Origin of the sequence: Janthinobacterium sp. SUN118 (assembly GCF_030397695.1) — a bacterium.
Taxonomy (GTDB): domain Bacteria; phylum Pseudomonadota; class Gammaproteobacteria; order Burkholderiales; family Burkholderiaceae_D; genus Janthinobacterium.
In genome coordinates this window covers 2,984,761-3,007,517 of sequence record NZ_JAPUBV010000001.1, presented here as the reverse complement: position 1 = coordinate 3,007,517, position 22,757 = coordinate 2,984,761, and the positions used below count along the sequence as shown (strand labels likewise).

General features: G+C 64.3%; 17 protein-coding genes. 11 read left to right on the top strand and 6 right to left on the bottom strand.

Annotation, left to right across the window (positions count from 1 at the left end):
• The first annotated feature begins 26 nt into the window (after positions 1–26).
• The 3 genes from O0880_RS13575 to O0880_RS13565 all read left to right on the top strand — a co-directional run bounded on the left by O0880_RS13575 (position 27) and on the right by O0880_RS13565 (position 4,006).
• On the top strand, positions 27–1,928 hold the full coding sequence (locus tag O0880_RS13575; RefSeq protein WP_289886927.1) for a type IV pili methyl-accepting chemotaxis transducer N-terminal domain-containing protein: 1,902 nt from the start codon (positions 27–29) through the stop codon (positions 1,926–1,928).
• 46 nt (positions 1,929–1,974) lie between these two features.
• Positions 1,975–2,637: a response regulator gene (locus tag O0880_RS13570; RefSeq protein WP_289886926.1), complete on the top strand. Its 663-nt coding sequence runs from the start codon at positions 1,975–1,977 to the stop codon at positions 2,635–2,637.
• A gap of 148 nt (positions 2,638–2,785) precedes the next feature.
• Positions 2,786–4,006 carry an NnrS family protein gene (locus O0880_RS13565; protein WP_289886925.1) on the top strand — a complete coding sequence of 407 codons (1,221 nt, stop codon included), beginning with the start codon at positions 2,786–2,788 and terminating at the stop codon, positions 4,004–4,006.
• A gap of 6 nt (positions 4,007–4,012) precedes the next feature.
• Here O0880_RS13565 and O0880_RS13560 read toward each other — a convergent pair whose 3' ends face one another.
• The 4 genes from O0880_RS13560 to O0880_RS13545 all read right to left on the bottom strand — a co-directional run bounded on the left by O0880_RS13560 (position 4,013) and on the right by O0880_RS13545 (position 5,951).
• Entirely contained in the window at positions 4,013–4,138 is a 126-nt protein-coding gene (locus tag O0880_RS13560; RefSeq protein WP_257786887.1) for a hypothetical protein, read from the bottom strand.
• Positions 4,139–4,219: 81 nt separating this feature from the next.
• Positions 4,220–4,582, bottom strand: coding sequence for an Hpt domain-containing protein (locus tag O0880_RS13555; RefSeq protein WP_071323818.1), 363 nt, complete (start codon positions 4,580–4,582; stop codon positions 4,220–4,222).
• A 12-nt stretch (positions 4,583–4,594) separates the two neighbouring features.
• Complete coding sequence (locus O0880_RS13550) at positions 4,595–5,215, bottom strand: response regulator (protein WP_289886924.1); 621 nt, start codon at positions 5,213–5,215, stop codon at positions 4,595–4,597.
• A gap of 82 nt (positions 5,216–5,297) precedes the next feature.
• Positions 5,298–5,951 (bottom strand): hypothetical protein, encoded by a 654-nt coding sequence (locus O0880_RS13545; protein ID WP_289886923.1) that lies wholly within the window; start codon positions 5,949–5,951, stop codon positions 5,298–5,300.
• Positions 5,952–6,332: 381 nt separating this feature from the next.
• Between O0880_RS13545 and O0880_RS13540 the strand changes: the two genes are divergently transcribed.
• Positions 6,333–8,753, top strand: coding sequence for a membrane-bound PQQ-dependent dehydrogenase, glucose/quinate/shikimate family (locus O0880_RS13540; RefSeq protein WP_354669885.1), 2,421 nt, complete (start codon positions 6,333–6,335; stop codon positions 8,751–8,753).
• Positions 8,754–8,830: 77 nt separating this feature from the next.
• On the opposite strand, the gene O0880_RS13535 is transcribed toward O0880_RS13540, so the two are convergent.
• Both O0880_RS13535 and O0880_RS13530 read right to left on the bottom strand, forming a co-directional pair.
• Entirely contained in the window at positions 8,831–9,922 is a 1,092-nt protein-coding gene (locus O0880_RS13535) for a hypothetical protein (RefSeq protein WP_289886921.1), read from the bottom strand.
• A 168-nt stretch (positions 9,923–10,090) separates the two neighbouring features.
• Positions 10,091–13,582: a DUF748 domain-containing protein gene (locus O0880_RS13530; RefSeq protein ID WP_289886920.1), complete on the bottom strand. Its 3,492-nt coding sequence runs from the start codon at positions 13,580–13,582 to the stop codon at positions 10,091–10,093.
• 268 nt (positions 13,583–13,850) lie between these two features.
• On the opposite strand from O0880_RS13530, the gene O0880_RS13525 reads away from it, so the two are divergent.
• From O0880_RS13525 to dsdC, 7 genes are all read left to right on the top strand, one after another.
• Positions 13,851–15,974, top strand: coding sequence for a TonB-dependent receptor (locus O0880_RS13525; protein WP_354669884.1), 2,124 nt, complete (start codon positions 13,851–13,853; stop codon positions 15,972–15,974).
• A gap of 119 nt (positions 15,975–16,093) precedes the next feature.
• On the top strand, positions 16,094–16,492 hold the full coding sequence (locus tag O0880_RS13520) for a DUF2946 domain-containing protein (protein WP_289886918.1): 399 nt from the start codon (positions 16,094–16,096) through the stop codon (positions 16,490–16,492).
• A 92-nt stretch (positions 16,493–16,584) separates the two neighbouring features.
• The gene (locus tag O0880_RS13515; protein WP_289886917.1) at positions 16,585–18,681 is read left to right on the top strand and encodes a TonB-dependent receptor; all 2,097 of its coding nucleotides are present in this window, start codon (positions 16,585–16,587) and stop codon (positions 18,679–18,681) included.
• 138 nt (positions 18,682–18,819) lie between these two features.
• Positions 18,820–19,359, top strand: a complete 540-nt coding sequence (locus tag O0880_RS13510) for a hypothetical protein (protein ID WP_289886916.1) — start codon at positions 18,820–18,822, stop codon at positions 19,357–19,359.
• A 363-nt stretch (positions 19,360–19,722) separates the two neighbouring features.
• A complete protein-coding gene (locus O0880_RS13505) occupies positions 19,723–20,373 on the top strand; it encodes a HEAT repeat domain-containing protein (protein WP_289886915.1) in 651 nt (216 codons plus the stop codon).
• 89 nt (positions 20,374–20,462) lie between these two features.
• Positions 20,463–21,797 carry a D-serine ammonia-lyase gene (dsdA, locus tag O0880_RS13500; protein ID WP_289886914.1) on the top strand — a complete coding sequence of 445 codons (1,335 nt, stop codon included), beginning with the start codon at positions 20,463–20,465 and terminating at the stop codon, positions 21,795–21,797.
• Positions 21,797–22,720 (top strand): DNA-binding transcriptional regulator DsdC, encoded by a 924-nt coding sequence (dsdC, locus tag O0880_RS13495; RefSeq protein ID WP_289886913.1) that lies wholly within the window; start codon positions 21,797–21,799, stop codon positions 22,718–22,720. Before dsdA ends, dsdC begins: the two co-directional genes overlap by 1 nt.
• Positions 22,721–22,757: the final 37 nt, after the last annotated feature.

The following is a 22,757-nucleotide window of genomic DNA, read 5'->3' as shown; positions in this document are numbered from 1 at the left end:
ACGGTGCGGTGCCAAGTAAAGGATGTATGAAATTTAAAGCGATGTTTTCCTCCTGGCAGAAACTGTCGACCAAGATCGTCGGCGCGCTGCTGCTCATGCTGGTCCTGGCCCTGACGGCCATCGGCTGCACCCTGTTCCTGTCGTGGCAGCTGGAAGGCAGTTCGGCCGCCATCAACGAGACGGGGCGGCTGCGCATGCAGACCTACCGTCTGACCCTGCTGATCGCCAGCGATGCCCGCGTGCAGGCGCAGCAGCAGGCGCTGCTGATCGACGAAACCCTGGCCAAGATCGCCCACGGCGACCCGCAGCGTCCTTTGTTCCTGCCGCCCAGCACCGCCATCAAGTCCGAATTCGAGCGCATCGGCGACGCCTGGCGCGATGGCTTGCGCCCGGCCGCCCTGGCCGCCGACAGCACGGCGCGCGCGCGCCAGTTCGAGCATGAGGCCGACACCTTTGTCGGCCAGGTCGACCAGCTGGTGCGCCTGATCGAGCACGATAGCGAGCAGCGCACGTTCTGGCTGCGTGCCTCGCAGCTGGTCTTGCTGGCCATGGCGATACTCGGCACGGTCAGCATGATCTTCCTGATGTTCATGCTGATCATCGAGCCCGTGACGCGGCTGCGCCTGGGCATGCAGCGCATGAAGGAGCGCGATTTCAGCGTGCGCCTGGCCGTCGAGAGCAATGACGAATTCGGCCAGCTGGCCAGTGGCTTCAACCAGATGGCCGACCGCCTGCAAGCCCTGTACGGCAACCTGGAAGAGGGCGTGCGCAGCAAGACGGCCACCCTCGAATACCGCAACCGCGAACTGGCGCTGCTGTACGAAAGCGCCGCCTTCTTGCAGCGCCCGCAGCCGTTGGAAGACATCTGCGGCGGCTTCATGCAGCGCATCGTCGATTATTTCGAGGCCGATGGCTCCACCGTGCGCGTGCTCGACGCCGAGCGCGGCAACCTGCACATGGTGGTGCACACGGGCCTGTCAGAGGAACTGGTGGCGTCCGAACACTGCCTGAAGGTGGGCGACTGCCTGTGCGGCACGGCCGTCGAAATGAAGGTGGCGAAGGTGCACGACATGCGCCGCATCGACAAGGCGCACGAGCTGCGCTGCCACCGCGAAGGCTTCGCCACCGTCTCCGTCTTCCATATCCATGCGCACGAACAGCACCTGGGCTTCTTCAACCTGCATTTCCGCCATGCGCGCGTGTTTTCCGCGCGCGAGCTGGCCTTGCTGGAAACCCTGGGCCAGCTGCTGGGCATCGCGCTGGAAAACCTGCGCCTGGCTGCGCGCGAACGCGAGATGGCCATTTCCGAAGAGCGCAACCTGGTGGCGCAGGGACTGCACGACAGCATCGCGCAAAGCCTCAATTTCCTCAACCTGCAAGTGCAGATGCTCGACGACTCCGTGCGCAATGCGCGTTTCGACGAGGTGGCCGGCATCGTGCCGGCCCTGCATGCGGGCGTGAAGGAAAGCTATGAAGACGTGCGCGAGCTGCTGGCGAACTTCCGCAGCCGTCTGATGGAAGACGACTTGATCGGCTCCCTGCGCGCGGCGCTGGAGAAATTCCGTCGCCAGACGGGCATCGACGCCGAACTGCTGGCCGATGTCGATGGCGCGCCATTCCCACGCGAGCAGCAATTGCAGCTATTATTCATCGTGCAGGAAGCGCTGTCGAACATCCGCAAGCACGCCCAGGCCAGCCATGTCGAGGTGCGGCTGGACGATCACCAGGACTTTACGCTGACGATCAGCGACAACGGCGTCGGTTTCGATGCCGCGGCCGTGCTGGAAAAGGGCGACAGCCATGTCGGCATCCACATCATGCGCGAGCGCGCGCAGCGCATCGAGGCCACGTTCGAGGTGCATGCCGCGCCAGGGCGGGGTACCACGGTCGAGCTGCACCTGCCGCGCGCGCAGCGGCGCGCCGCATGAGCCATCACTTGAACCATCATCGCGCAAGCACCTGAAAGCATAAAAAATGGAGACTCCCGTCAAACCGATCACCGTCATGCTGGTCGATGACCACGCGCTGTTCCGCAGCGGCATACGCTCGCTGCTGCAGCGGCATACGGATTTTTCCGTCGTGGGCGAGGCGGCCGACGGCGTGGAAGGCATCAAGCGCGCCATCCAGCTGCAGCCCGACGTGGTGCTGCTGGACCTGAACATGGCCGGCATGTCCGGCGTGGAAGCGCTGCAGCTGATGCAGCACGATTGCCCGGACACGGCCATCGTCATGCTGACCGTTTCCGAGGACGCCGAAGACCTGGCCACGGCCCTGCGCGCGGGCGCCTGCGGTTATCTGATCAAGAATATCGACGCCGATTACCTGGTGCGCGCCATCCGCCGCGCGGCCGCCGGCGAAGTCGTCATCGCCGAAGCCATGACGGGCAAGCTGGTGGCGCAGCTGCAGGCGGGCACGCGGCGCGAAGAACCCGTGTCGGAGCTGGACAAGCTGACCCCGCGCGAAAAGGAGATCATCGACTGCCTGTCGCGCGGCGAGAGCAACAAGGGCATCGCGCGCACGCTGGACCTGGCCGAAAGCACGGTCAAGATCCACGTGCAGAACGTGCTGAAAAAGCTTAACCTGACCAGCCGCGTGCAGGCGGCCGTGTACGCGGTCGAGCACCGCCAGGGCAGGTAGCCGGCAGCGCGATGCCGGGGGCTGGCCCGCCGGCTCGGGCCCCATGGCCGTCGCGCCATCCTTCCCGTCCTTCTAGTCCTTTTTGCCGATGGCCGCCATTGCGCTTTTAAAGTAGTATATTAAATATATCTTTGAGCGCGAGTCCACCATGGCCATTACTCCCATCAGCGAACCATCTTCTCCTGCCGCCGCTCCCGGTGCCGCACCGTGGCATGCCCGCCATGCCGTCTGGCAGCTGGGTTTTCGTCCGTTCTACCTGCTGGCCGCACTGTTCGCGGCTGTCAGCATTCCCCTGTGGCTGGCCAGCCATGCCGGCCTGCTGCAGGGCGGTCTGCACGTCGGGCTGGGTTGGCATATGCACGAGATGGTGTTCGGCTTCGCGCTGGCCGTCATCGTCGGCTTCCTGTACACGGCGGGGCGCAACTGGACGGGGCTGCCCACGCCGCACGGCGCGCCGCTGATGGCGCTGGCGGGGCTGTGGCTGGCCGGACGCATGGCCATGCTGTGCCTGAACGGCCCGCTGGCGCCCATGGCGGCGCTGGTGGACTGGCTGTTCCTGCCGCTGGCCACGTATCCGCTGTACCGCGTGCTGCGCCGCTCGGGCAATACGCGCAACCTGTTCCTCGTCGGCTTGCTGGCCCTGCTGGCGCTGGCCAACGGCCTGTATCACGCGGCCGCGCTGGGCTGGCTGTCGCTGTCGCTGTTTCTGCCCGTGCAGGCGGCCATTCTGATTATCGTGCTGATCGAATCGGTGATCGGCGCGCGCGTCATCCCCATGTTTACGCGCAATGGCGCACCGGGCAGCACGCCCGTGGCCAGTCCGAAGCGGGCGCTGATGGCCGTGGGATGCATGGCGTTGGCCAGCATCGCCTGGCTGGCGGGCGCGCCGGCCTGGGCGACGGCGCCGCTGGCCCTGGCGGCAAGCGCCATGTCGCTGGCCAACCTGCTGGCCTGGCAGCCGCGGCGCACCCTGCGCGTACCGCTGCTGTGGATCTTGCACCTGTCGTACGCGTGGATAGGCATCGGCTTTGCGCTGCTGGCGCTGGCCAGCTGGCAGCTGCTGCCGGCCAGCGCCGCATTCCACGCGCTGACCGTGGGGTCGATGGCGGGTCTGATCATCGGCATGATGACGCGCACGACCCTGGGCCACACGGGGCGCGCCCTCAAGGCGGGCAGGGCGGAAGCGGGCATGTACTGGCTGGTGCAGCTGGGCGCACTGGCGCGGCTGCTGGCAGCCGTCGGCCCCACGCCATCGGTGCTGCCGTCGCTGTGGGCGGCAGGCTTGTGCTGGTCGCTGGCGTTTGCCTTGTATGTGCTGGTGTATGCGCCTTACCTGTGGCGCGCGCGCGTCGATGGGCGTGAAGGCTGAGGGAACTCAGGACGGGCGCCAGGCCAGCAGCTTCTTGACTTCCGGCGTCCAGTAGGACAGCGATTCGCCGACGACGAAGAGCAGCATGCCCAGCATGAAGGCTCTCAGCAGAAGGTCACGGCACACGATCATCGCAGGCTCCATGGTTGATTGGGATAAGTATAACATTTCCAATAAGGAATTGATTTTTAATTAGCAAGTCAGCTGCGCCATTCATGCTTGCGTTTCCTGGTACTCGGCCATGCCGCGCCGCACTTCCGCTTCCACGAGCGCCAGCAGGCGCGCCGTTTCATCGAGCCAGCCCGGCGCCGGCCGCTCCTGCAGGCGCGCCAGCCGTTCCAGCTCGGCCAGGCGGCTGACCAGCGCCGTGGCGCCCAGCAGCGCCACGCTGCCGCGCAAGCCATGGCTGCCGTGCACGATGGCTTGCGGCGTGCCGCTGCGCACGGCTTGCGCGAGCTGGCCAAACATGGCCGGCGCCGTATCGAGATAGGTCTGGCACAGCGTGAGGAACAGCGGCACGTCCTGGCAGGCGGCGTGCAGCAGCAGAGCGGGGTCGATATGGCGGTAGGCTGGCATGGCTGGACGGCTTCAGGCGGTGCCGTGCCGCGCGTGGCTGGCGCAGCAGGCGCGCAGGTAGCCGCGCAATTCGTCGTAGTTGACGGGCTTGGAGAAGAACACCACGCCCGGCGGCACGCCGCCCCTTTCATCGAGCGCTTCCGGCGACAGGCTCGACAGCATGGCGATGTGCATGTCCGCCAGCAGCGGGTCGGCCAGGATGGTGCGTATCACTTCGTAGCCGTCGATGCCTTCCATGATGATATCGCTCAATAAAATATCGGGTTGGTCGCGGGCGATTTCCAGCAATGCCTGGTAGCCATTTTCGCAGAAGCGCAAGCTGGCCTGCAAGCCCCATGAGGCAATCTGCTTTTGATACAGCGCACGCTCGATCGGATGATCCTCGATCACGAGGATGGAAGGCGCGCGCAGGCCGCCGTCCTGCCGCGCGGGACGCGGCGCGCGCGACTCCTGACTATGTTGTGTATAGCCACTCTTGTAGGCGTGCACGGCCGACAGGGGGATGCGACGGTGGCCACCCTTGGTCTTCCACGCCTCGATGACGCCCGCCTCCACCAGCTGCTGCACCGAGGTGACGGAAATGCCGAGCAATTCGGCGGCTTTTTGCGTGGTGCAGACGTCATCAGCTTGCATGGAATAAAGAGTCGGTGAGGGTGAGGAGAGCATATGCGGGTCCGTTCAGAAAATCAAATCCGGCAAATCTGATGAATTTGGCTCAGGGCAGGCTTTCCGCGTCGCGCCGCCGCTCTTCGCGACGCTGCGGCTGCTGGAGCTGCGTGACGGCCGTCGACAGCACTTCCAGCGCCATCAGCAAGTCTGCATGCAGGCGCCGCTGCGTTTCGATATCCTCGGTGAAACTGGCATGCACGGCCGCGCCTGCAAGGCGCTTCAGCTGGCCCAGGCCCAGGGCCGTGGCGGTGTCGAAGATTTCCTGTGCCAGCACGCGGGCCGGCGCCGTGCGGCCGCAGCGCAGCGCATGCGCGATGCCGGCCAGGCGGTCGCGCGTCTCGGCCACGAACAGGGCCAGGATTTCGCCCTGCAATTGCCGGTCTTCGCCAAACATCGCGTCGAGGCGGGCTTGCTCGAACGGCAGCGCGCGCCGTTCCGCCGGTTTGGGCGCCGCTGGCGCCGCCTGTCCGGCCATGGGGCCGGCCGGTACGGCGCTGCGCGCGCGCAGCAATTCCGGCAAGCCCGCGTGTGGCCAGGCGTCGGCCAGCTTGTCGGACGCGCGCTGGCGCCGGCGTGGGCGCGGGCGCCGCCACAGCAGGGCGGCCAGCAGCAGCGCCAGGCCCGTCAAGGCCAGGCCCGGGCGTACCAAGGTCATGCCGTCGTAGCAAGCCAATAAATAGGTGTAGATGAAGGCGTTCATGGCAGTGGCTGCCAAATGGCGTCGCGGCGGGAAGAAGCGCGTGGCATGCTGGACCTCCTGTTGAAAGACGTCGCGCTGCCCGGTGCCGGCAGCGGAGGAAACGTTTTTAACAAAAATCACGATATAGTCAGTTTAGAGCAATATTTGATTTATTTGGGAAATTTGTTTTTCTTTGTGGATATAAATTAGCGGGCAAGGGCAAGCGCGCCTGTGGGGAAAAGCAACACTCGCAAAAATTGCTTTCTGGCGTGTGCCACGCTTTGCAAATTAGTGAAAAAATGAAACGTTCTTGATCGCCCTCAATCCGGTGCGCAGGCGCGCGCCGCCGACACATCCTTGTAAAGGAGCATCATGACTGCCTCATCCCGGCCTGGACCATTGTTGCTACTCACCGCAGTCATCTTTATCTTGCTGGGCCTGGCGCTTGCCGGCGGCGGCGCCTGGCTCGTCAGCCTGGGCGGTTCCTGGTATTACGTCGTGGCCGGTATCGGCATGATAGTTGCCGGTGCGCTCGTGTGGAAAGGACGGCGCAGCGCCCAGCCTTTCCTGGCATTGCTGCTGTTCGCCACCCTGATCTGGTCCGTGATCGAAGTGAAGTTCGACTGGTGGCAATTGTTGCCGCGCCTGGATATCTGGTTCGCGGCCGCCGTCTGGCTGCTGCTGCCGTTCATCGACCGCCGCCTTGATCCGCCTTTGCGTGCCGGGGCGAAACCGCGCGACGCGGGCAAGAGTGCCTTGCTGGCTGCCGTCGTGGCGACGGCGGCCGTGGGCGTCTTTTCGCTGTTCCAGGATTATTACACCCTGCATGGCGAGGTGCCGGCCGAAAACATGGCGGCCGCCCCCGAAGGCGATTACGCGCCGGGCGTGGCGCCCAATGACTGGGCCGCGTATGGCCGCTCCGGCTATGGCGACCGCTACGCGCCGGCCGCGCAGATCACGCCGGCCAACGCCTCGCAGCTGAAGGAGGCGTGGGTCTACCATACGGGCGACTTCAAGGGGCCGAACGACCCGGGCGAGATCGCCAACGAAGTCACGCCGCTGAAGGTCAACGGCATGCTGTATATCTGCACGCCGCACAACATCGTCATCGCGCTCGATCCGGACACGGGCAAGGAGCTCTGGCGCCACGATCCGAAGATCAACCGCGACGCCTCGAGCTACCAGCACATGATCTGCCGCGGCGTGGCGTACTGGGACGTCAACGCGGGCCGCGCCAAGGACAGCCCGGCGCCGGAAGCGGCCGGCATGGAGTGTCCGCGCCGCATCTTCGCGCCCACGATGGATGCGACCTTGATCGCCGTCAATGCCGATACGGGCGAAGCGTGCAAGAGCTTTGGCGAAAATGGCGTGATCGGCCTGTACCATGGCATGGGCATGAAGAAGCGCGGTTTCCTGATGCCGACCTCGCCGCCGGCCGTGGCGCAGAACGTGGTGGTGATGGCCGCCAGCGTGACCGACAACTTTTCCACGGAAGAACCCTCGGGCGTGATCCGTGGCTACGACCCCGTCACGGGCAAACTGATGTGGAACTGGGATGCTTCGAACCCGGACGACACGGCGCCCATCGCCGATGGCAAGACCTACACCAACAACTCGCCCAACTCGTGGGGCGTGTCCAGCGTCGATGAAAAGCTGGGCATGGTGTACATCCCCATGGGCAACGAAACGCCCGATACCTGGGGCGGCAACCGCAATCCCCATGGCGAGAAATACAATAGCGCCATCGTCGCGCTCGATCTGGCCACCGGCAAGGTGCGCTGGGTGTACCAGACCGTACACCACGACATCTGGGACATGGATATCGGCGGCCAGCCCACCTTGGTCGACATCGACACGCCGAAAGGCAAAATCCCTTCCGTCGTCGCCACCACCAAGCGCGGCGACATCTATGTGATCGACCGTCGCGACGGCAGCCTGGTCGTGCCGGCGCCGGAAAAACCCGTGCCGACAGCCAACGCCGCCCCTGGCGACCGCCTGTCGCCCACGCAGCCGTTCTCGGCCCTGACTTTCTTGCCCGAGAAAAATATCAGCGAGACGGACATGTGGGGCACGACGCCATTCGACCAGCTGGCGTGCCGCATCATCTTCCGCCAGCACCGCTATGAAGGCCCGTTCACGCCGCAGACGGTGGCCGAAGGCAAGATCAAGGGCGCCATCATCTCGCCTGGCCCGCTCGGCATCTTCGAGTGGGGCGGGGCGGCCGTCGATCCTGGCCGGCAATTGTTGCTGGTCAATCCAGACTACATGGGCTTTCTGGAACGCCTGGTGCCGCGCGCGCAAGCCAACGCGAAGGGCGGCACGGGGTCGGAAATGGGCTTGCAGCCGCAGACGGGCGTGCCGTTCGCCGTGGAAATCAAGCCCTTCCTGTCGCCGCTGGGCTTCCCTTGCCAGGCGCCGCCGTGGGGCTATATCGCCGCCGTCGACCTGCGCACCATGAAAAAAGTGTGGATGCACAAGAACGGCACCACGCGCGACAGCGCTCCCGTGCCCATCGCCTTGCCGCTGGGCGTGCCCAGCCTGGGCGGCATCAGCACCACGGGCGGCGGCGTGGCATTCCTCAGCAGCACGCTCGACTACTACATCCGCGGCTACGACGTGCGCAATGGCAAAACCGTGTGGAAAGCCCGCCTGCCGGCAGGCGGCCAGGCGACGCCGATGAGCTATGTCTCCGACAAGACGGGCAAGCAATATGTGGTGGTGATGGCTGGCGGCCACGGCTCATTGGGCACGAAGATGGGCGATAGCCTGGTGGCGTTTGCCTTGCCGGACGAAGCGGTGAAGGAGGCGGGGAAAGCGAAGTAGCGATGCTCACCGCGGCATGCACCGGCAATGCCGCGGATGCGCGCCAACATGGCCAGCAGCCATGTTGGCGCCCGGCGCTACTGCAAGCGGCGATTCAAGACGATGAGTTCGGCATTAGCCGCCTGATCGTCGGTCATCGGGTAGAGCACGACCGCATAAGCATGGTCCGTCGTCTTGTTGATGCTTGCAATGACCAGGTTGTCACGGGGTATCGGCAGCAGTTCGTTTGTCAGCAAGTTCCTGTAGCCTTGCTCACCCTTGCTATAGAATAATTCCAATAACTGATCATTTTTCGTGGTCAGCCAGCCGTTTCCAAACTCGCTGTTGAAACGCGTGACAAAAGTGTCGTCAGCGATTTGGACTGGCTGCCAGGTATTGAAAAATGGATCGGCAAAGACCGCCAATTCAATGGTGTCGCTTGCCCCATTCGCATCTATTTTTTTGATGATGATTTTATCTTTTTCTTGCGCCAGCAGATAAGACTCCTTGTCGAAGGATGAACTTAATATCTGCAAAACATCTATACCCTTCGCGTCGATTTCCCGCTGGCGCGTCACATTGCCTTTATCATCGATCTCTCTGTGCTGGAGCAGGCTGCCATCATTGGCCAGCAAATGAATCGCCTTGTTGGAAATGGTGATTCTGTTATTTGCAGGTAATGGAACTTTGATAGTGTTTTTCTTTTTCAGTTTTCCATTGATAAATTCGATGGCCAATATTTTGTCAGGTTTGTTATCGTAGAAGTCCACATCGTGAAATATCGAACAGGCTGCCGTCGTGCCAATGAAGTTTCCCGTGTATGGCCGATTGCCCTTTGGCATTTCCACATCCTCGCGATGAAAGATGGGAATGCTGATTTCCAGTTCCTTATCAGGATGATAGGGAATGATGGAGACATAGTTTTCCTTATCCGGGCTCAAGAACAGTGTCGGCAAGATCCCGTCATCCTCGACATAGTTGTCGATATTGCCGTCAATCTCAATCGTCGTATAAATCAGCTGATACGTGCCATTTTTTTCGTACACATAGCTCGTCAGCAGCGTTTTTTCACCAAATGAAATGCTATCCTTTGCTGATATCGCTGTCTTCGCAAGCAGCGTTGTCATCGTACCCAAGTTGCCCTGTGTAATAGACGCAGTATAGGGCGCTACCTTGTCGAGGTTTTTCATACGTCAGATTATCTCCGTGTCTTGGCGCATCCAGCATAAGCTGCCGCGCCTTGCGATCTGGGGCCGCCGATGCCCGCTGACTCGGCGTCCCCGCGCGCACAGCTGCGCTGCCTGGCCAAGAGGGGGCGCCGAGCCGACTGCCGCTCGCGACGGTTTGGTCAGGCGCCCTTATTGTGCCGCCAATCCCAGTTTCAATCCCACCAGCTTGCCCGGCGCGGCGTCCGTTTTTTCCGGCGCGCCCGCGCTGACCCGGGCCGCTGGCGTGCCATCCTGCTGCAGGGCAGCGAGGATGGCCGCGCTGCGCTGGGCGCCCAGTTTAGCGAGCGCATCGGCAGGCAGGGGCTGCTTGGCTTCCAGCTGCTCGCGCAAGCCGGTATAAAACGCGCTGGCGTCGGCAACTTGCGGCTCGCCTTCGATCAGCTTGCCCAGGCGTTGCCAGACGGGGATCTTCGCCGCGGCGGCCGGTGCGGATGCCCCGGACGCCGCCGCTGCCGATGCCGCGGCAGGAGAGGCGGATTCCGCCGCCTTCTTCTGCTTGTCCAGCTCGGCCTTGCCGAAGCGTTCCCCGTACAGCTCGCGCAGGGCGCCGCGTATCTTGCGTTCGCCCAGGTTCAACGGTCCCGGTTCCTCGCCCGCTTCCAGCTTGATGCCGGCCTTGGCGGCGACGGCGCGGCGCACGGCCTGGGCGCGCAGGGCGGCCGCGTCCGTGTCGCTGTACTGGCCCGGCACGGCCAGCTTCAGCTGTTCGCGCTTGCCGAGGATTTGCGCCACCTGCTTGAGTTTTTCCCGTTCCGGCGGCAGCAGCACGGCGCTGCCCGCATCGAAGTCGATCGATTCGAGCTTGTCGGCGCTGATGCCCAGCAAGCTGCCCAGCGCGCGGAACGGCGCCGTGACGATCTTGGTCAGCACATTGCCGACGGCTTTCCAGATCAGCGCGCCATAGCTGAATTGCGGATCGTTCATGTCGCCCGACACGGGTAAGCCCAGGTCGATGCGTCCGTCGCTATCCTTGAGGATGGCCAGCGCCAGTTCCAGCGGCAGTTTCAGGGCGTCCGGGCTGTCGATGCGCTCGCCCAGGGTCAGTTTGTCGAGCACGATCTGGTTGGTGCCGTCGAGCTGGCGGTTGCGCACCTTGTACTGCAAGTCCAGCGAAATCTTGCCCTCGGCCACTTTGTAGCCGGCAAACTTCATCGTGTACGGCGAGGCGGAAACCATGTCGACGTTCTTGAAGACCACGTTCAAGTCCGTGTTGTCGGTCGGGGCGAACGGGTTGAGCTGGCCGCGCACGCGGGCCAGGCCGAATTCGTCGATGCGGCCATCGAGCTCGATCTGGCTGCGCGCATCGCGTTTCGTCGACAGGCCCGTGACGACGCCGTTCAATTCATAGATCTTGGCGGCGAATTGCGGTCGCAGGCTCAGGTCGGCAAAATCCAGCTTGGCATTCTGCAGGCGCACGCGGCGCACGCGCACGGGGAAGGCGGCGTCCGGCGACGCCGCCGTGGCGGCCGTGGATGTCGCCGTTGCCGGCGTCGCCGGCTGTGCCGCTTTGGCTGCCGGTTCCGGGGCTTTGACCAGCAGCCGCTGCGCATTGAGGCTGCGGTCGTCTTCGATGATCAGCTGGGCGTTCGGTTCCACCACGCGCAATTCGGCAATGTCGACAAAGTCGGGCCCCACGCTGGCCGTCAGCTTGTCGGCACGCACGCTTTTCCAGGAGGCAAAGCGCTTGCCATCCGTTTCATTGAGCACCAGGCCGGCGATGTCCACGCCGCCCTCATAGCGCAGCTTCGGCGACTTGGGCGCGCCGCCGCCTGTCGTCAGGCGGCCGCCGCCGGAGATGGCGCCGCCGGCCAGCTTCAGCTTCAGATGTTGCGCCAGCAGCGGCTGCACGGGCGCCAGCGCCAGTTGCTTGAGGTTCAGCTGCGCATCGACGGCGCCCGTGCCCGGCACGAACTTGCCGTTGGCCGTGAGCAATCCGCCTTCGCGCAAGCCCACGCCCAGCTCGAACGGCAACGCCTGCTTCATGTCGTTGCTGACATGCTGCAGCGACAGGCGGGCGTCCTGCAAGTTGCCCTTGATGCCAGTGCCCGCATCGTCGAAGCGGGCGCCGAACTTGCTCAGTTCTACCTTGTCTATCCTGGTGGACCACGGCGCGGACGGCGCCTCGGCGACGGTGTCGGCCTTGCTGGAAGCAAACACGGGCAGCTTTTGCGCGATCGCGAACTGGCCCTGGCGGTTGCGCGCCAGGTCGATCTGCGCGCCGCTGGCCGTCACGGTGCCCAGGTGCACCGCGCGCGCCGCCACGTCAATCTTGCCTTCTGTAAACCCCAACTGGGCCAGCTTGAACGGCGTTTGCGCGCCCCGTTGCATGGCGAGATCGGCCAGCGCGAAACTGGCGCCGTCGATGACGGTAGTCATGCCGGATGGCGCTTGCTGCAGGGCCAGTTGTAATTGCAGTTGCAGCTGTTTGGCGCTCAGCTGCAGGGCCGGCGAGACGGTTTCATCGATGGCGGATACGTCCACATTGGCCAGCGCCACCTGTTTCAAATCCACCTTCCACTTGCCCGGCTTCGAGGGCGCGGCAGGGGCCGCGGTGGCGACCGGCGCCGCTGCTGGCTTGCCAGGCAGCATCAGGTTCGCCAGGTCGATCTCGCCCTTGCTGTCGCGGCGGATGGCCAGCTTGCCGCCGTCCAGGCTGATCTTTTCCACCGTGACGCTCTGGCGCGCCAGGTCCACGTTCGCGCCCGTGACGGCCAGGGTGGTCATGGCCGTAAATGGTTCTCCCTTGCCGTCGCGCACCAGCGCCAGGTCGCGCAGGGCCAGGCCGGCGCCCGCCAGCTTGGCGTCGAGCGTGCCGTCGGCATAGGAAAAGTGATAGGGCAGGCGCGCCGACAGCTTGCCGCTGGTCACTTCGGCGCGCGTATAGGCTTTCAGGTAGGCGGCCAGGCCGGGCAGGGAGGCGTCAGTCAGGACCAGTTCGCCTTCGCCGCGGATCGGGTTCAGCGAGGCCGTGCCGCGCCAGTGCAGCTTGCCGCCGCGCGCCGCATCGGCGCTGAAGGTATAGCTGCCGTTGGCGTCGGGCAGGGTCGAAATATTGTCGAGCGTGAAGGCGATCGGCGTGAAGTTGTCCGCATAGCCCGCCTTCTGGTCTTGCCACGCCACCTTGCCTTGTTCCAGCGCAAAGTGGCCGATGATCAGGCGCGGCATGCCGCCCTCGCTCTTGTCCGGGTGGTTGCGTTGCCAGGTGGCCAGCACTTCGGCCAGGTTGAACTTGCCGTCCGGCGTGATGGTCAGATGGGCCTGCGGTGCCGTGATGCGGATTTCCGCCAGGCTCCAGGCGCGGCGCACGATGGATTTCCATTCGAGCTGCACGGCCACGGCGCCGATGGACAGCAGCGGCGCGCCGGCCGCTTCCTGCAAGGCAATCTTGTCCGCTTCCAGGCGCAGGGTAAACGGGTTGAAGCGCACGTCGGCGATGCTGGCCTGGCGCGCCAGTTCCTTGTCGGCAAATTTGGGCAGCTGGTTTTTGATGACTTGCGGCACCAGCCAGAAGCCGGCCGCGCTGTAGGCGGCGAGGGCGCAACCGGAGCCGATGGCCCAGCGCTGCCAGCGTTTCCAGCGAAATGTTTTCGTCTGCACGCTTTTCTTGTCGATTGTGTTCACGAACTTACCTTTTAGTATCTTGTTGGACGGCGCGTCCTGCGCGCCGTGACTGTCAGTATGCCTCTTTGCCAGCTCATCTGCAAAATTCAAACGTGCTCATGTGATAACAGAGTCCCTCGCGCGCTATTTATTGCGCCAAAACTCACGCAATCTCACTTATTATTGCGAATGATTCTCGTTACGGTTATCATGCAGGGTAACCTGAAGTTTCCTTCTGTCTATTTTCTCTGTAGAAAGTCCTGTCTTTATGCGCGTAGCTTTTTCTTCTTTGCAACTACTTCCTGTGGCCGCCGCCTTGTCGCTGGCCTTTGCCCCGCACGCCGCGCTGGCCGCCAATGCAGCCCATGGCCAGGACGACTTGACGGCTGGCGATGAGAAAGTCATGCAGGCCGTGCAGGTGACGGGCGCCCGCGCGCAGGGCCTGGTGCCGCTCACCACGGAGGCGGGCAGTTTTCGCGGCGCCAGCATCATGGACGTGCCCTCGACCGTCAACGTGATCACGCGCGAATTGCTGGAGCAGCAAGCCGTTTCCGGCCTGTACGATGCCGTGCGCAACACGGCCGGCGTGACGCGCCAGCAAAACGGCGGAGAGACCTGGGACCAGCTGGTGATACGCGGCATCGCCGTGGAAAACCGCACGAATTACCGCCTCAACGGTTCCATGCCCATCATGAACTTCTCGCAAGTGCCCATGGAAAACAAGGAACGGGTGGAAGTGCTGAAGGGTGCCTCGGCCCTGTACTACGGCTTCACGTCGCCGGCCGGCGTGGTCAACTTCGTCACCAAGCGGGCCGGCAGCAAGCCCGTCACCAGCCTGGGCTTGAGCATCGACGACCGTGGCAGCGCGGTGGCGAATGTCGATGTGGCGCGCCGGTTTGGCGCCGAGCAGGAAGTCGGCGTGCGCGTGAACGCGGCCGGCGGCACGCTCGGTTCTTACCTGGACCATGTCGGCAATGGCAACCGCAGCTTCCTCTCCGCGGCGCTGGACTGGCGCGTGACGAACAGATTGCTGTTGAAGGCCGACCTGGAGTACGACCGCCGCAAGGTGACGGAGCAGGCGGGCGTGGCCCTGCCCGCGGCCGTGAAAGGCGTGATCAGCTTGCCGCGCGCCGTCGACCCGCGCCAGTTGATCGGCCCGGACTGGTCGAATTTCGAGGCGCAGACGAAAAACGCGCAGCTGCGCGCCGATTACGCCATCACGGATGGCTGGGCCCTGACGGTGGAAGCGGGCCACTCGGAAACGGCGCGCGACCGCCGCCTGGCGATCTTCCGCCTGAATAACGCGGCGGCGCTGGCCACGGGCGCTGGCCGCATCACGGGCAATATCCAGCACAGCGTGACGGCCTCGGACTTGCTGCGCGCTGAGCTGGCGGGCAACTTCCATACGGGTGTCATTGCGCATGAACTGACCCTGGGCGTGTCGCGCACGGACAAGTCGCAAGATCCTATCTACCAGAGCAACTACACGATCGCCGCGCAAAACCTGTATAAGCCCGTGCCCGTGACGAATGTCGTGTTCGGCCCCAAGCCGACGGCGCCGACGACGGCCGCGCTCGATACGCGCGACACGGGCTTGTACGCGCTCGACCGCATGGTCTTCAGCCCGCAATGGCAAAGCGTGGTCGGCGTGCGCCGCAGCAGTTATCAAAGCGACCAGGGCGCCAGTCATTACGACGTCAGCAAGACGACGCCGATGGCGTCATTAATCTACAAGCTGACGCCGGAGCTGTCGTTCTATGCGTCCACGGCGCGCGGCCTGGAAGAGGGCGAGACGGGCCCGACGGGCACGGCCAACCAGGGCGTCAAGATGGCGCCCGGCGTGAGCAAGCAGAAGGAACTGGGCGCGCGCTGGCTGGCGCCGGGCGGCACCCTGGTCTCCGCCGCGCTGTTCGACATCACGCGTCCCGGCTACTATACCAATAGCAGCAATGTCTTCACGTCGGATGGCGAACAGCGCTACCGCGGCCTGGAACTGTCGACCCAGGGCAAGCTGACGCGCCAGCTGTCGTGGCAAACGTCGGCCCAGTTCCTCGACCCGACCTTTGCGCACATCAACGCCGACTACAACGGCAAGGCGCCGGAAAATGCGTCGAAGCGCACGGCCAGCGTCTTTTTGGCGTATGCCTTCGATGGGCTGCCGGGCCTGTCGCTGAGCGGTGGCGCGTATTACTACAGCGCCCGTCCCGTTAACGACCTGAACCAGGCCTTCCTCGGCGGCGTCACGCTCTTCAGCGCCGGCGCCCGCTATGCGGGCACGCTGATGAACAAAGCCGCCGTGTGGCAGCTGAACGTGGAAAACGCGGCCGACAAGCGCTACTGGGCCGGCGCCGGCACGCGCCTGGCTTCGGGCGCGCCGCGCGCCATCAAGCTGTCGATGAAGGTCGACCTGTAAGACGCGCCGCTAGCAGGCAGGACGGCCTGAGCCGACGGCTTGCCTGCTGGCCTGAGCCTGAACGGCTGACTTGACCCTGGGCCTTGGCCGCGGGGCAGGGCGGCGGTTATAATTGTGGCATGTTCATCAGCCAAGGCCGCGCCGTCATCGTCCTGTGGATCGCGTGTATCGCCATCCTCCTGGCTGCGCTCGCCCCGACCGTGTCGCGCGCGTTCACGGTCGCCAGCGGCCGGGCCGTGCCCAGCTTCGAGATTTGCTCGGTGGCCGGTGGCATGAGCATGCTGCCGATGAAATCGAGCGTGCAGGAACCGTCCGCGCCGCAAAAGCCGGCGATGAACATGGGCGATTGCCCGTGCTGCAGCATGCATGCGGCCACCCTGGACATCGCGCCCACGGCCCTCGTGCTCGCTTCCGGCGAACTGATCGCCGGCTTGCTGCCGCTGCTGTTCTACCAATCCCCCACACGGCTGTTCGCCTGGACGCCCGTCCAGCCCCGCGGCCCGCCTGCCGCTTTCTGATACTGCCATCCCGTCCGTGAACCGCCCCGCGCCGCGCCGCTTGCGCGTCCGTGGCCGTTCGCCTCGTCCATACAGAATTCGAAAGCAGCAGCATGAACCATTTCCCTTTATTGATTTCCCTCGCCCTTGCCATGTCCGCCATGCCCGCCGTGGCGCAGTCCCGCAGCGACGTCGACACGGCCGTCCTGCCTGAACTGAAAGTCATCGTCACGGCCGTCAAGGATGGCTACCGTCCCGCCGCCGACACGGCGCAAATGCTCAGCAGCACGCCAGGCTACAGCGTGGCGGCCGGCGGCGGCGTGTCCGGCTTGCCCGTCGTGAATGGTTTCGCCGATGACCGGCTGAAGATCCGCATCGACGGCATGGAACTGACGTCCGCCTGCGCCAATCATATGAATGCGCCGCTGTCGTACATTGATCCGCAACAAGTGCAGCGCATACGCCTGATCGCGGGCGTGACGCCCGTCAGTGCCGGCGGCGACAGCATCGGCGGCACCATCGAGGTGCAGTCAAACGCGCCCGTGTTTGCCCAGCCCGGCGCGGCCCTGCACACGCAAGGCAGCTTTGCCGTGTCGGGACGCAGCGTCAACAACAGCGTGTCGACCAGCGTGAACGCGTCGGCGGCCAGCGACGTGCTCAGCATCGGCTACAGCGGCGCCTATGCGCGCGCCCACAGTTATGAAGATGGCCATGGCAACACGGTGCTGGCCAGCATGGTGGAAAGCATCAACCAGGCCATCGTGCTGTCGGCCAAGGGCAAGGGCCAGCAACTGACCCTGCGCGCCGGCGTGCAGCATATCCCGTACCAGGGTTTTCCCAACCAGTACATGGACATGACGGACAACCACGGCCAGTTCGCCAACCTGGCCTATCGGGGCGAGTTCGGCTGGGGCGTGCTCGACGCGCGCGCCTACTGGCAGCAGACCGACCATGAAATGGGCTTTTTCACGCCCGAGCGCACGGGCACCATGCCGATGCTCACGCACGGGCGCAATACGGGCTACGCCTTGCAGGCCAGCCTGCCCACGGGCACGGGCGAATTGCGCCTGGGCCAGGAATGGCACGGTTTCCGCCTCGACGATTACTGGCCGGCCGTGCCCGGTTCCATGATGATGGGGCCGCGCAGCTATCTGAACATCAACGACGGCAAGCGCGAGCGCACCGTGCTGTTTGCCGAACTGGACACGCGCCATGCCGCGCGCTGGAGCAGCGTGCTGGGCCTGCGCGCCGAATCCGTGCGCATGGATACGGGCAAGGTGCAGTCGTATGGCACGAACATGATGAACATGGCCGACAGCATGGCGGCGGCCGCCTTCAATGCGCGCGAACGCCGCCAGCGCGACACGAATATCGATGCCTCGGCGCAAGCGACCTACACGCCGGACACGGCCAGCAGCTATGAATTCGCGCTGGCGCGCAAGGTGCGCTCGCCCAACCTGTACGAGCGCTACTCGTGGGGCCGCGGCTCGATGGCCATGACCATGACCAACTGGTTTGGCGATGGCAACGGCTATGTGGGCAATATCGACCTCAAGCCTGAAACGGCATATACGGCGGCGTTCACGGCGGACTGGCATGGCGGCGGCGAGGAGGGCTGGTTCGTGCGCGTCAATCCGTATTACAGCAAGGTCGACAATTACATCGACGTCGACGTGCTGTCATCTTTCCACCCGTACATGCAGATGGGCGCCAACGGCAACTTGCTGCGCTTCGCCAACCACGACGCCAAGCTGTACGGCGCCAACCTGGCCTGGCAGCTGCCGCTGGCCAGCAGCGCGCGCTGGGGCCGCTTCATGGCCACGGGCAACGCCGCCTATACGCGGGGCAAGCGCAGCGATGGCGGCGACCTGTACCGGATGATGCCGTTCAACGCCTTGCTGGCCGTCGAGCACAAGCTGGGCGCCTGGAGCAGCCGCATCGAGACCAAGATCGTTGCCCGCAAGGACAGGGTCGATGCGCGCCGGCTGGAACGGGAAACGGGCGGCTATGCCCTCGTCAACCTGCGCACCAGCGTGGCGCTGGGCAAGACGGCCAGCCTGACTGCGGGCGTGAGCAACCTGTTCAACCGCGCGTATGCGGACCCGCTCGGCGGCGTCTACCTGTCTGGACTGAAGGCGAACGGCGGGGCGCTGCAAGCCTTGCCGGCCGAGGGCAGGTCGATTGATATGGGCTTGCAGCTGCAGTTCTAAGGCCGAGCAGGAATAGAGCGCCTTCGGCCTTGATGCCTAAGGAGGAAGGCGCTTGCCGGGCGCAAAATAGGCGACAGATATCGAGCGGGCGGTTATAGTTGATGTGGATAAATATTATTCTGAAAACCTTCCCGATTCATGCAGACGATACCGATAGACGCGCTCTCCATTATTGCCAGGCAATGTATCGCCGTGACCTGTCTCCAGCGCTTTTGCCAGCGTCATGCCATTGAGCATCCGGCATTGACGGCTTTCGTCGAGCACGTCTGGAAAGTGGCGCAGGTCGAATCTGGCAATTTTGCCTCCTGGGAATGCGGCTTCGCCGCCTTGCCTGTCAGCGGCATGGGCGATCCCTGGCCGGAAGAGGTCAGCACGGCAATACCGACAACACTTCTTGGCACCTTGACGGAACTTTTGCAGCACGTACAGGAAACGAGTGCCTGCACGTGGCATGGCGATGACTTGCCAGCGACCCGGCGGCAGCTGGAAGCCGTGTTCCGCCTCTGCGGGCGACATGCTGTCGCCGTGCCGGCGCTGGGACACTATGCGCAGCACGATGCGGCGCTCCGCAACGGCTGGGGGCCGGCGCTGACGGACGGGGAATTGCGCGCCTGGCGCGCCCTTGTGCAAGGCGAGGCAGCGGCGGCGCCTGTGCATGGTGCAGCCGATCAAACATGATTTTTCCTGGCGATGCCATCGTAGCCCTTGCCTATGCCGAGCCATTGATTGCATGCCAAATGGCAGGCTGTTGGCATGTATTTCAAGAAAGCCTGGAGGATCCGGCGATTGATCCCGTGGTGGATTGGGCGTCAAAAAGGGCAGGGCTGGCCCCCGATTCAGGATGGTCGGCCGGGAGTGCCGGGCGCATATTGTGTCCCCGCCATGGGGAATTCGCGTGAGCCTCGTTTTCCGGTCTAAGGTGGAAAACGTTGGCGCCACTCATAGTGTCTTCGAGGCGCAGGCCGCATACGACAGCAACTGGCCCGTGGCGGATGCAGATGGCAGCAACAATTTTTGAAGAGTTAATCGATGCACCATGCCTTGAGCACCGCCGTAAATGCATTTCGACGCTGGGCGTCGGAGCGTCCTGTCGATGAAAGAAGTGGCGAGTGGGAATGCGACTATGCGAAATGGCCTGAAATAAACGCTGCTTTTCTGACGCATATCAAGACCGGCCCTCCGCACGCTTCCACGGCAGGCGACATTGCAGACCTGCTGTATGCGATTGGCAGGGACAATGAAACCGCATATCTGGTCAGGGAACTGGCCGGGCGCGAAGACTGGTTCCTGTTCCTCCTGCCACATGCGCTTGCGGTCAACGATCCAGACGTGAAATGGCAGTTTGCCGTGCAATTGGGCGTGGGAGCCTTTCCTTTTGTAGCTGCGGAGTCAGCCTTGCTGAAACTGGTGCAGGACGAACATGAATATGTGCGCCGGATGGCGCTGCAAGGACTCGGCCGCATGGCATCGCCCCATGCGGAACCCCTGTGCGTACGCGCATGGGAAAGCAATCATGAATATCAACGCATCATGGTCCTGTGGGTGCTGAAAGAGCTCAAATCCCGGAACTTGCATGAATATATACTGCTGGCCAAGGCCGATGGCAGGCAGTTTTTGATGCGTAATGTTGCTGAGATCGAGAATGGGATGGCACCATCGGATAGCCAGGTAGACCAGCGGCAGCACACATGACCTCCCGTCACCCATTGCCTGATTAACCATCCTTTGCCAGCCGCGCCCGGATGGGGTCTAATCATGGCTTGTTCCTTGACGAGGTTGCCATGCTGCCCACACCTGCCATCGCCGCGCTGCGCGAGCAATTTCCCCTGATTACAGAATTGATGGCCTTGCGGCCCTTGAGCTGGTTCAATCCCGGCATCGCGCCGGCGGCCGAGGCTCTCGCTGACGTCGGTTTGACGGCGGCCGACGTGGCCGACGCCAGTGCGCGCCTGGCCCGCTTTGCGCCGTACCTGGCCAAGGCCTTCCCGGAAACCCAGGCCAGCGGCGGCGTCATCGAATCGCCCGTCGTGCCGCTGCCCGCCATGCAGGCGGCACTGGCGGCGCGCACGGAAGCACCGATTCCGGGCCAGCTGTGGCTCAAGCAGGATAGCCATCTGCCCATTTCCGGCTCGATCAAGGCGCGCGGCGGCATCTATGAAGTGCTGAAACACGCGGAAACGCTGGCGCTCGATGCCGGCTTGCTGAAAGAGGGCGACGATTACGGCGTGCTGGCCAGCGACGCCGTACGGGCGTTTTTCGGCCAATACGCGATCGCCGTCGGCTCCACGGGCAACCTGGGCTTGTCGATCGGCATCATGAGCGCGCGCCTGGGCTTTCGCGCCACCGTGCACATGTCGGCCGACGCGCGGCAGTGGAAGAAGGATAAATTGCGCAGCCACGGCGTCACCGTCGTCGAGTACGCGACCGATTACAGCGTGGCCGTGGAAGCGGGGCGCCGGCAGGCACAGGGCGATCCGACCTGCCATTTCGTCGACGATGAAAACTCGCACGATCTGTTCCTCGGCTACGCGGTGGCCGGTGAACGCCTAAAGCGTCAGCTGGAAGCGGCCGGCGTGGCGGTCGACGCCCAGCATCCGTTGTTCGTGTACCTGCCGTGCGGCGTCGGCGGCGGCCCCGGCGGCGTGGCGTTTGGCTTGAAGCTGGCCTTTGGCGACGACGTCCATTGCGTGTTCGTCGAACCGACCCACTCGCCGTGCATGTTGCTGGGCGTGCATACGGGCTTGCACGAGCGCATCAGCGTGCAAGACATCGGCATCGACAACGTGACGGCGGCCGATGGCCTGGCCGTGGGCCGGCCGTCCGGCTTCGTCGGGCGCGCCATGCAGCGGCTGATCGACGGCTACGCCACCGTCAGCGATGAAGAACTGTACCGCCTGCTGGCCTTGCTGGAGCAAACGCAGCAGCCGCGCCTGGAACCGTCCGCCGTGGCCGGTTTCGCGGGCATCGACGCCGTGCTGGCCGCGCCGCAATACCGGCAACACCTGGGGAATGCCACGCACCTGGTGTGGGGCACGGGCGGCAGCATGGTGCCGCAGGAGGAAATGGCGGCCTACGTGGCGCGTGGCCGCGCGCTGCTGGCGGCCGGAGCCGATTGATGCCGGCCGGCGCGCCGCCCAGGGCCACGCTCACGGCCAGCCAGTTCGCCAACCTGCACACGTTTCTCGTGGCGGCGCGCCACGCCAGCTTCGCGCTGGCCGCGCAGGAACTGGCGCTCACGCCCAGCGCCGTCAGCCACCGCATCGCGCGGCTGGAAGACAGCCTGGGCATGCGGCTGTTCGAACGGTTGACGCGGCGGGTGAAACTGACGCGCGATGGCGAACGCATCTTTGCCGCCCTGCAGGCGGGCTGGGACGGCCTGCATGCGGCCATAACCGGCGGCGATGCGCTGGCGGGCAGCATCACCGTGCATGCGCGCCCATCGATCGCCCAGTGCTGGCTGGTGCCGCGCCTGGCCGGCTTCACGGCGCAGTTTCCTGATTTGAGCATCGACTTGCGCGTGGGCAATGAGGCCGTGGACTTCCGCGCCGGCCAGGTGGACCTGGCGCTGCACTATGGCGACGGTAACTTTCCCGGCCTGGCGGCGCGCAAGCTGATGGACGAATGGCTGGCACCCGTCTGCAGTCCCGCGTATGCGCGCCAGCACGGCTTGCTTGATATGCCGCAACACTTGCCAGGCGCAACGCTGCTGCACGACACCCTGGCCTGGCCCGCCTGCGCGCCCGACGCCGAGTGGCGGCTGTGGCTGGACGTGCAGGCGCCGGAAGTGGCCTTGCCCGCGCGCAGCCTGCGTTTCGACCGCGCCGACCTGTGCGCGCAGGCGGCCATCCACCATGCGGGCGTGGCCATGGGCCGGCGCCAGCTGGTGCAGCCGTGGCTGGCCAGCGGCCAGCTTGTTTTGCCGTTCGGCGGTTTTGCCTTGCCCAGCCCGCAAGCGTATTATCTCGTGCACAGCGCGCGCGCGCCGTTGCCGGCACGCGTGCAGGCGCTGCTGGACTGGCTGGTGGGGCAGGCAATTTGATACACTGCGCCCCTTACTCAGACACGCGCCAGAAAGT

Bases quoted from the DNA above. Each gene is read 5' to 3' on its own strand.
- O0880_RS13575 (WP_289886927.1), top strand. From the start codon at position 27: ATGAAATTTAAAGCGATGTTTTCCTCCTGGCAGAAACTGTCGACCAAG.
- O0880_RS13570 (WP_289886926.1), top strand. From the start codon at position 1,975: ATGGAGACTCCCGTCAAACCGATCACCGTCATGCTGGTCGATGACCAC.
- O0880_RS13565 (WP_289886925.1), top strand. From the start codon at position 2,786: ATGGCCATTACTCCCATCAGCGAACCATCTTCTCCTGCCGCCGCTCCC.
- O0880_RS13560 (WP_257786887.1), bottom strand. From the start codon at position 4,138: ATGATCGTGTGCCGTGACCTTCTGCTGAGAGCCTTCATGCTGGGCATG.
- O0880_RS13555 (WP_071323818.1), bottom strand. From the start codon at position 4,582: ATGCCAGCCTACCGCCATATCGACCCCGCTCTGCTGCTGCACGCCGCC.
- O0880_RS13550 (WP_289886924.1), bottom strand. From the start codon at position 5,215: ATGCAAGCTGATGACGTCTGCACCACGCAAAAAGCCGCCGAATTGCTC.
- O0880_RS13545 (WP_289886923.1), bottom strand. From the start codon at position 5,951: ATGAACGCCTTCATCTACACCTATTTATTGGCTTGCTACGACGGCATG.
- O0880_RS13535 (WP_289886921.1), bottom strand. From the start codon at position 9,922: ATGAAAAACCTCGACAAGGTAGCGCCCTATACTGCGTCTATTACACAG.
- O0880_RS13520 (WP_289886918.1), top strand. From the start codon at position 16,094: ATGTTCATCAGCCAAGGCCGCGCCGTCATCGTCCTGTGGATCGCGTGT.
- O0880_RS13515 (WP_289886917.1), top strand. From the start codon at position 16,585: ATGAACCATTTCCCTTTATTGATTTCCCTCGCCCTTGCCATGTCCGCC.
- O0880_RS13510 (WP_289886916.1), top strand. From the start codon at position 18,820: ATGCAGACGATACCGATAGACGCGCTCTCCATTATTGCCAGGCAATGT.
- dsdA (WP_289886914.1), top strand. From the start codon at position 20,463: ATGCTGCCCACACCTGCCATCGCCGCGCTGCGCGAGCAATTTCCCCTG.
- dsdC (WP_289886913.1), top strand. From the start codon at position 21,797: ATGCCGGCCGGCGCGCCGCCCAGGGCCACGCTCACGGCCAGCCAGTTC.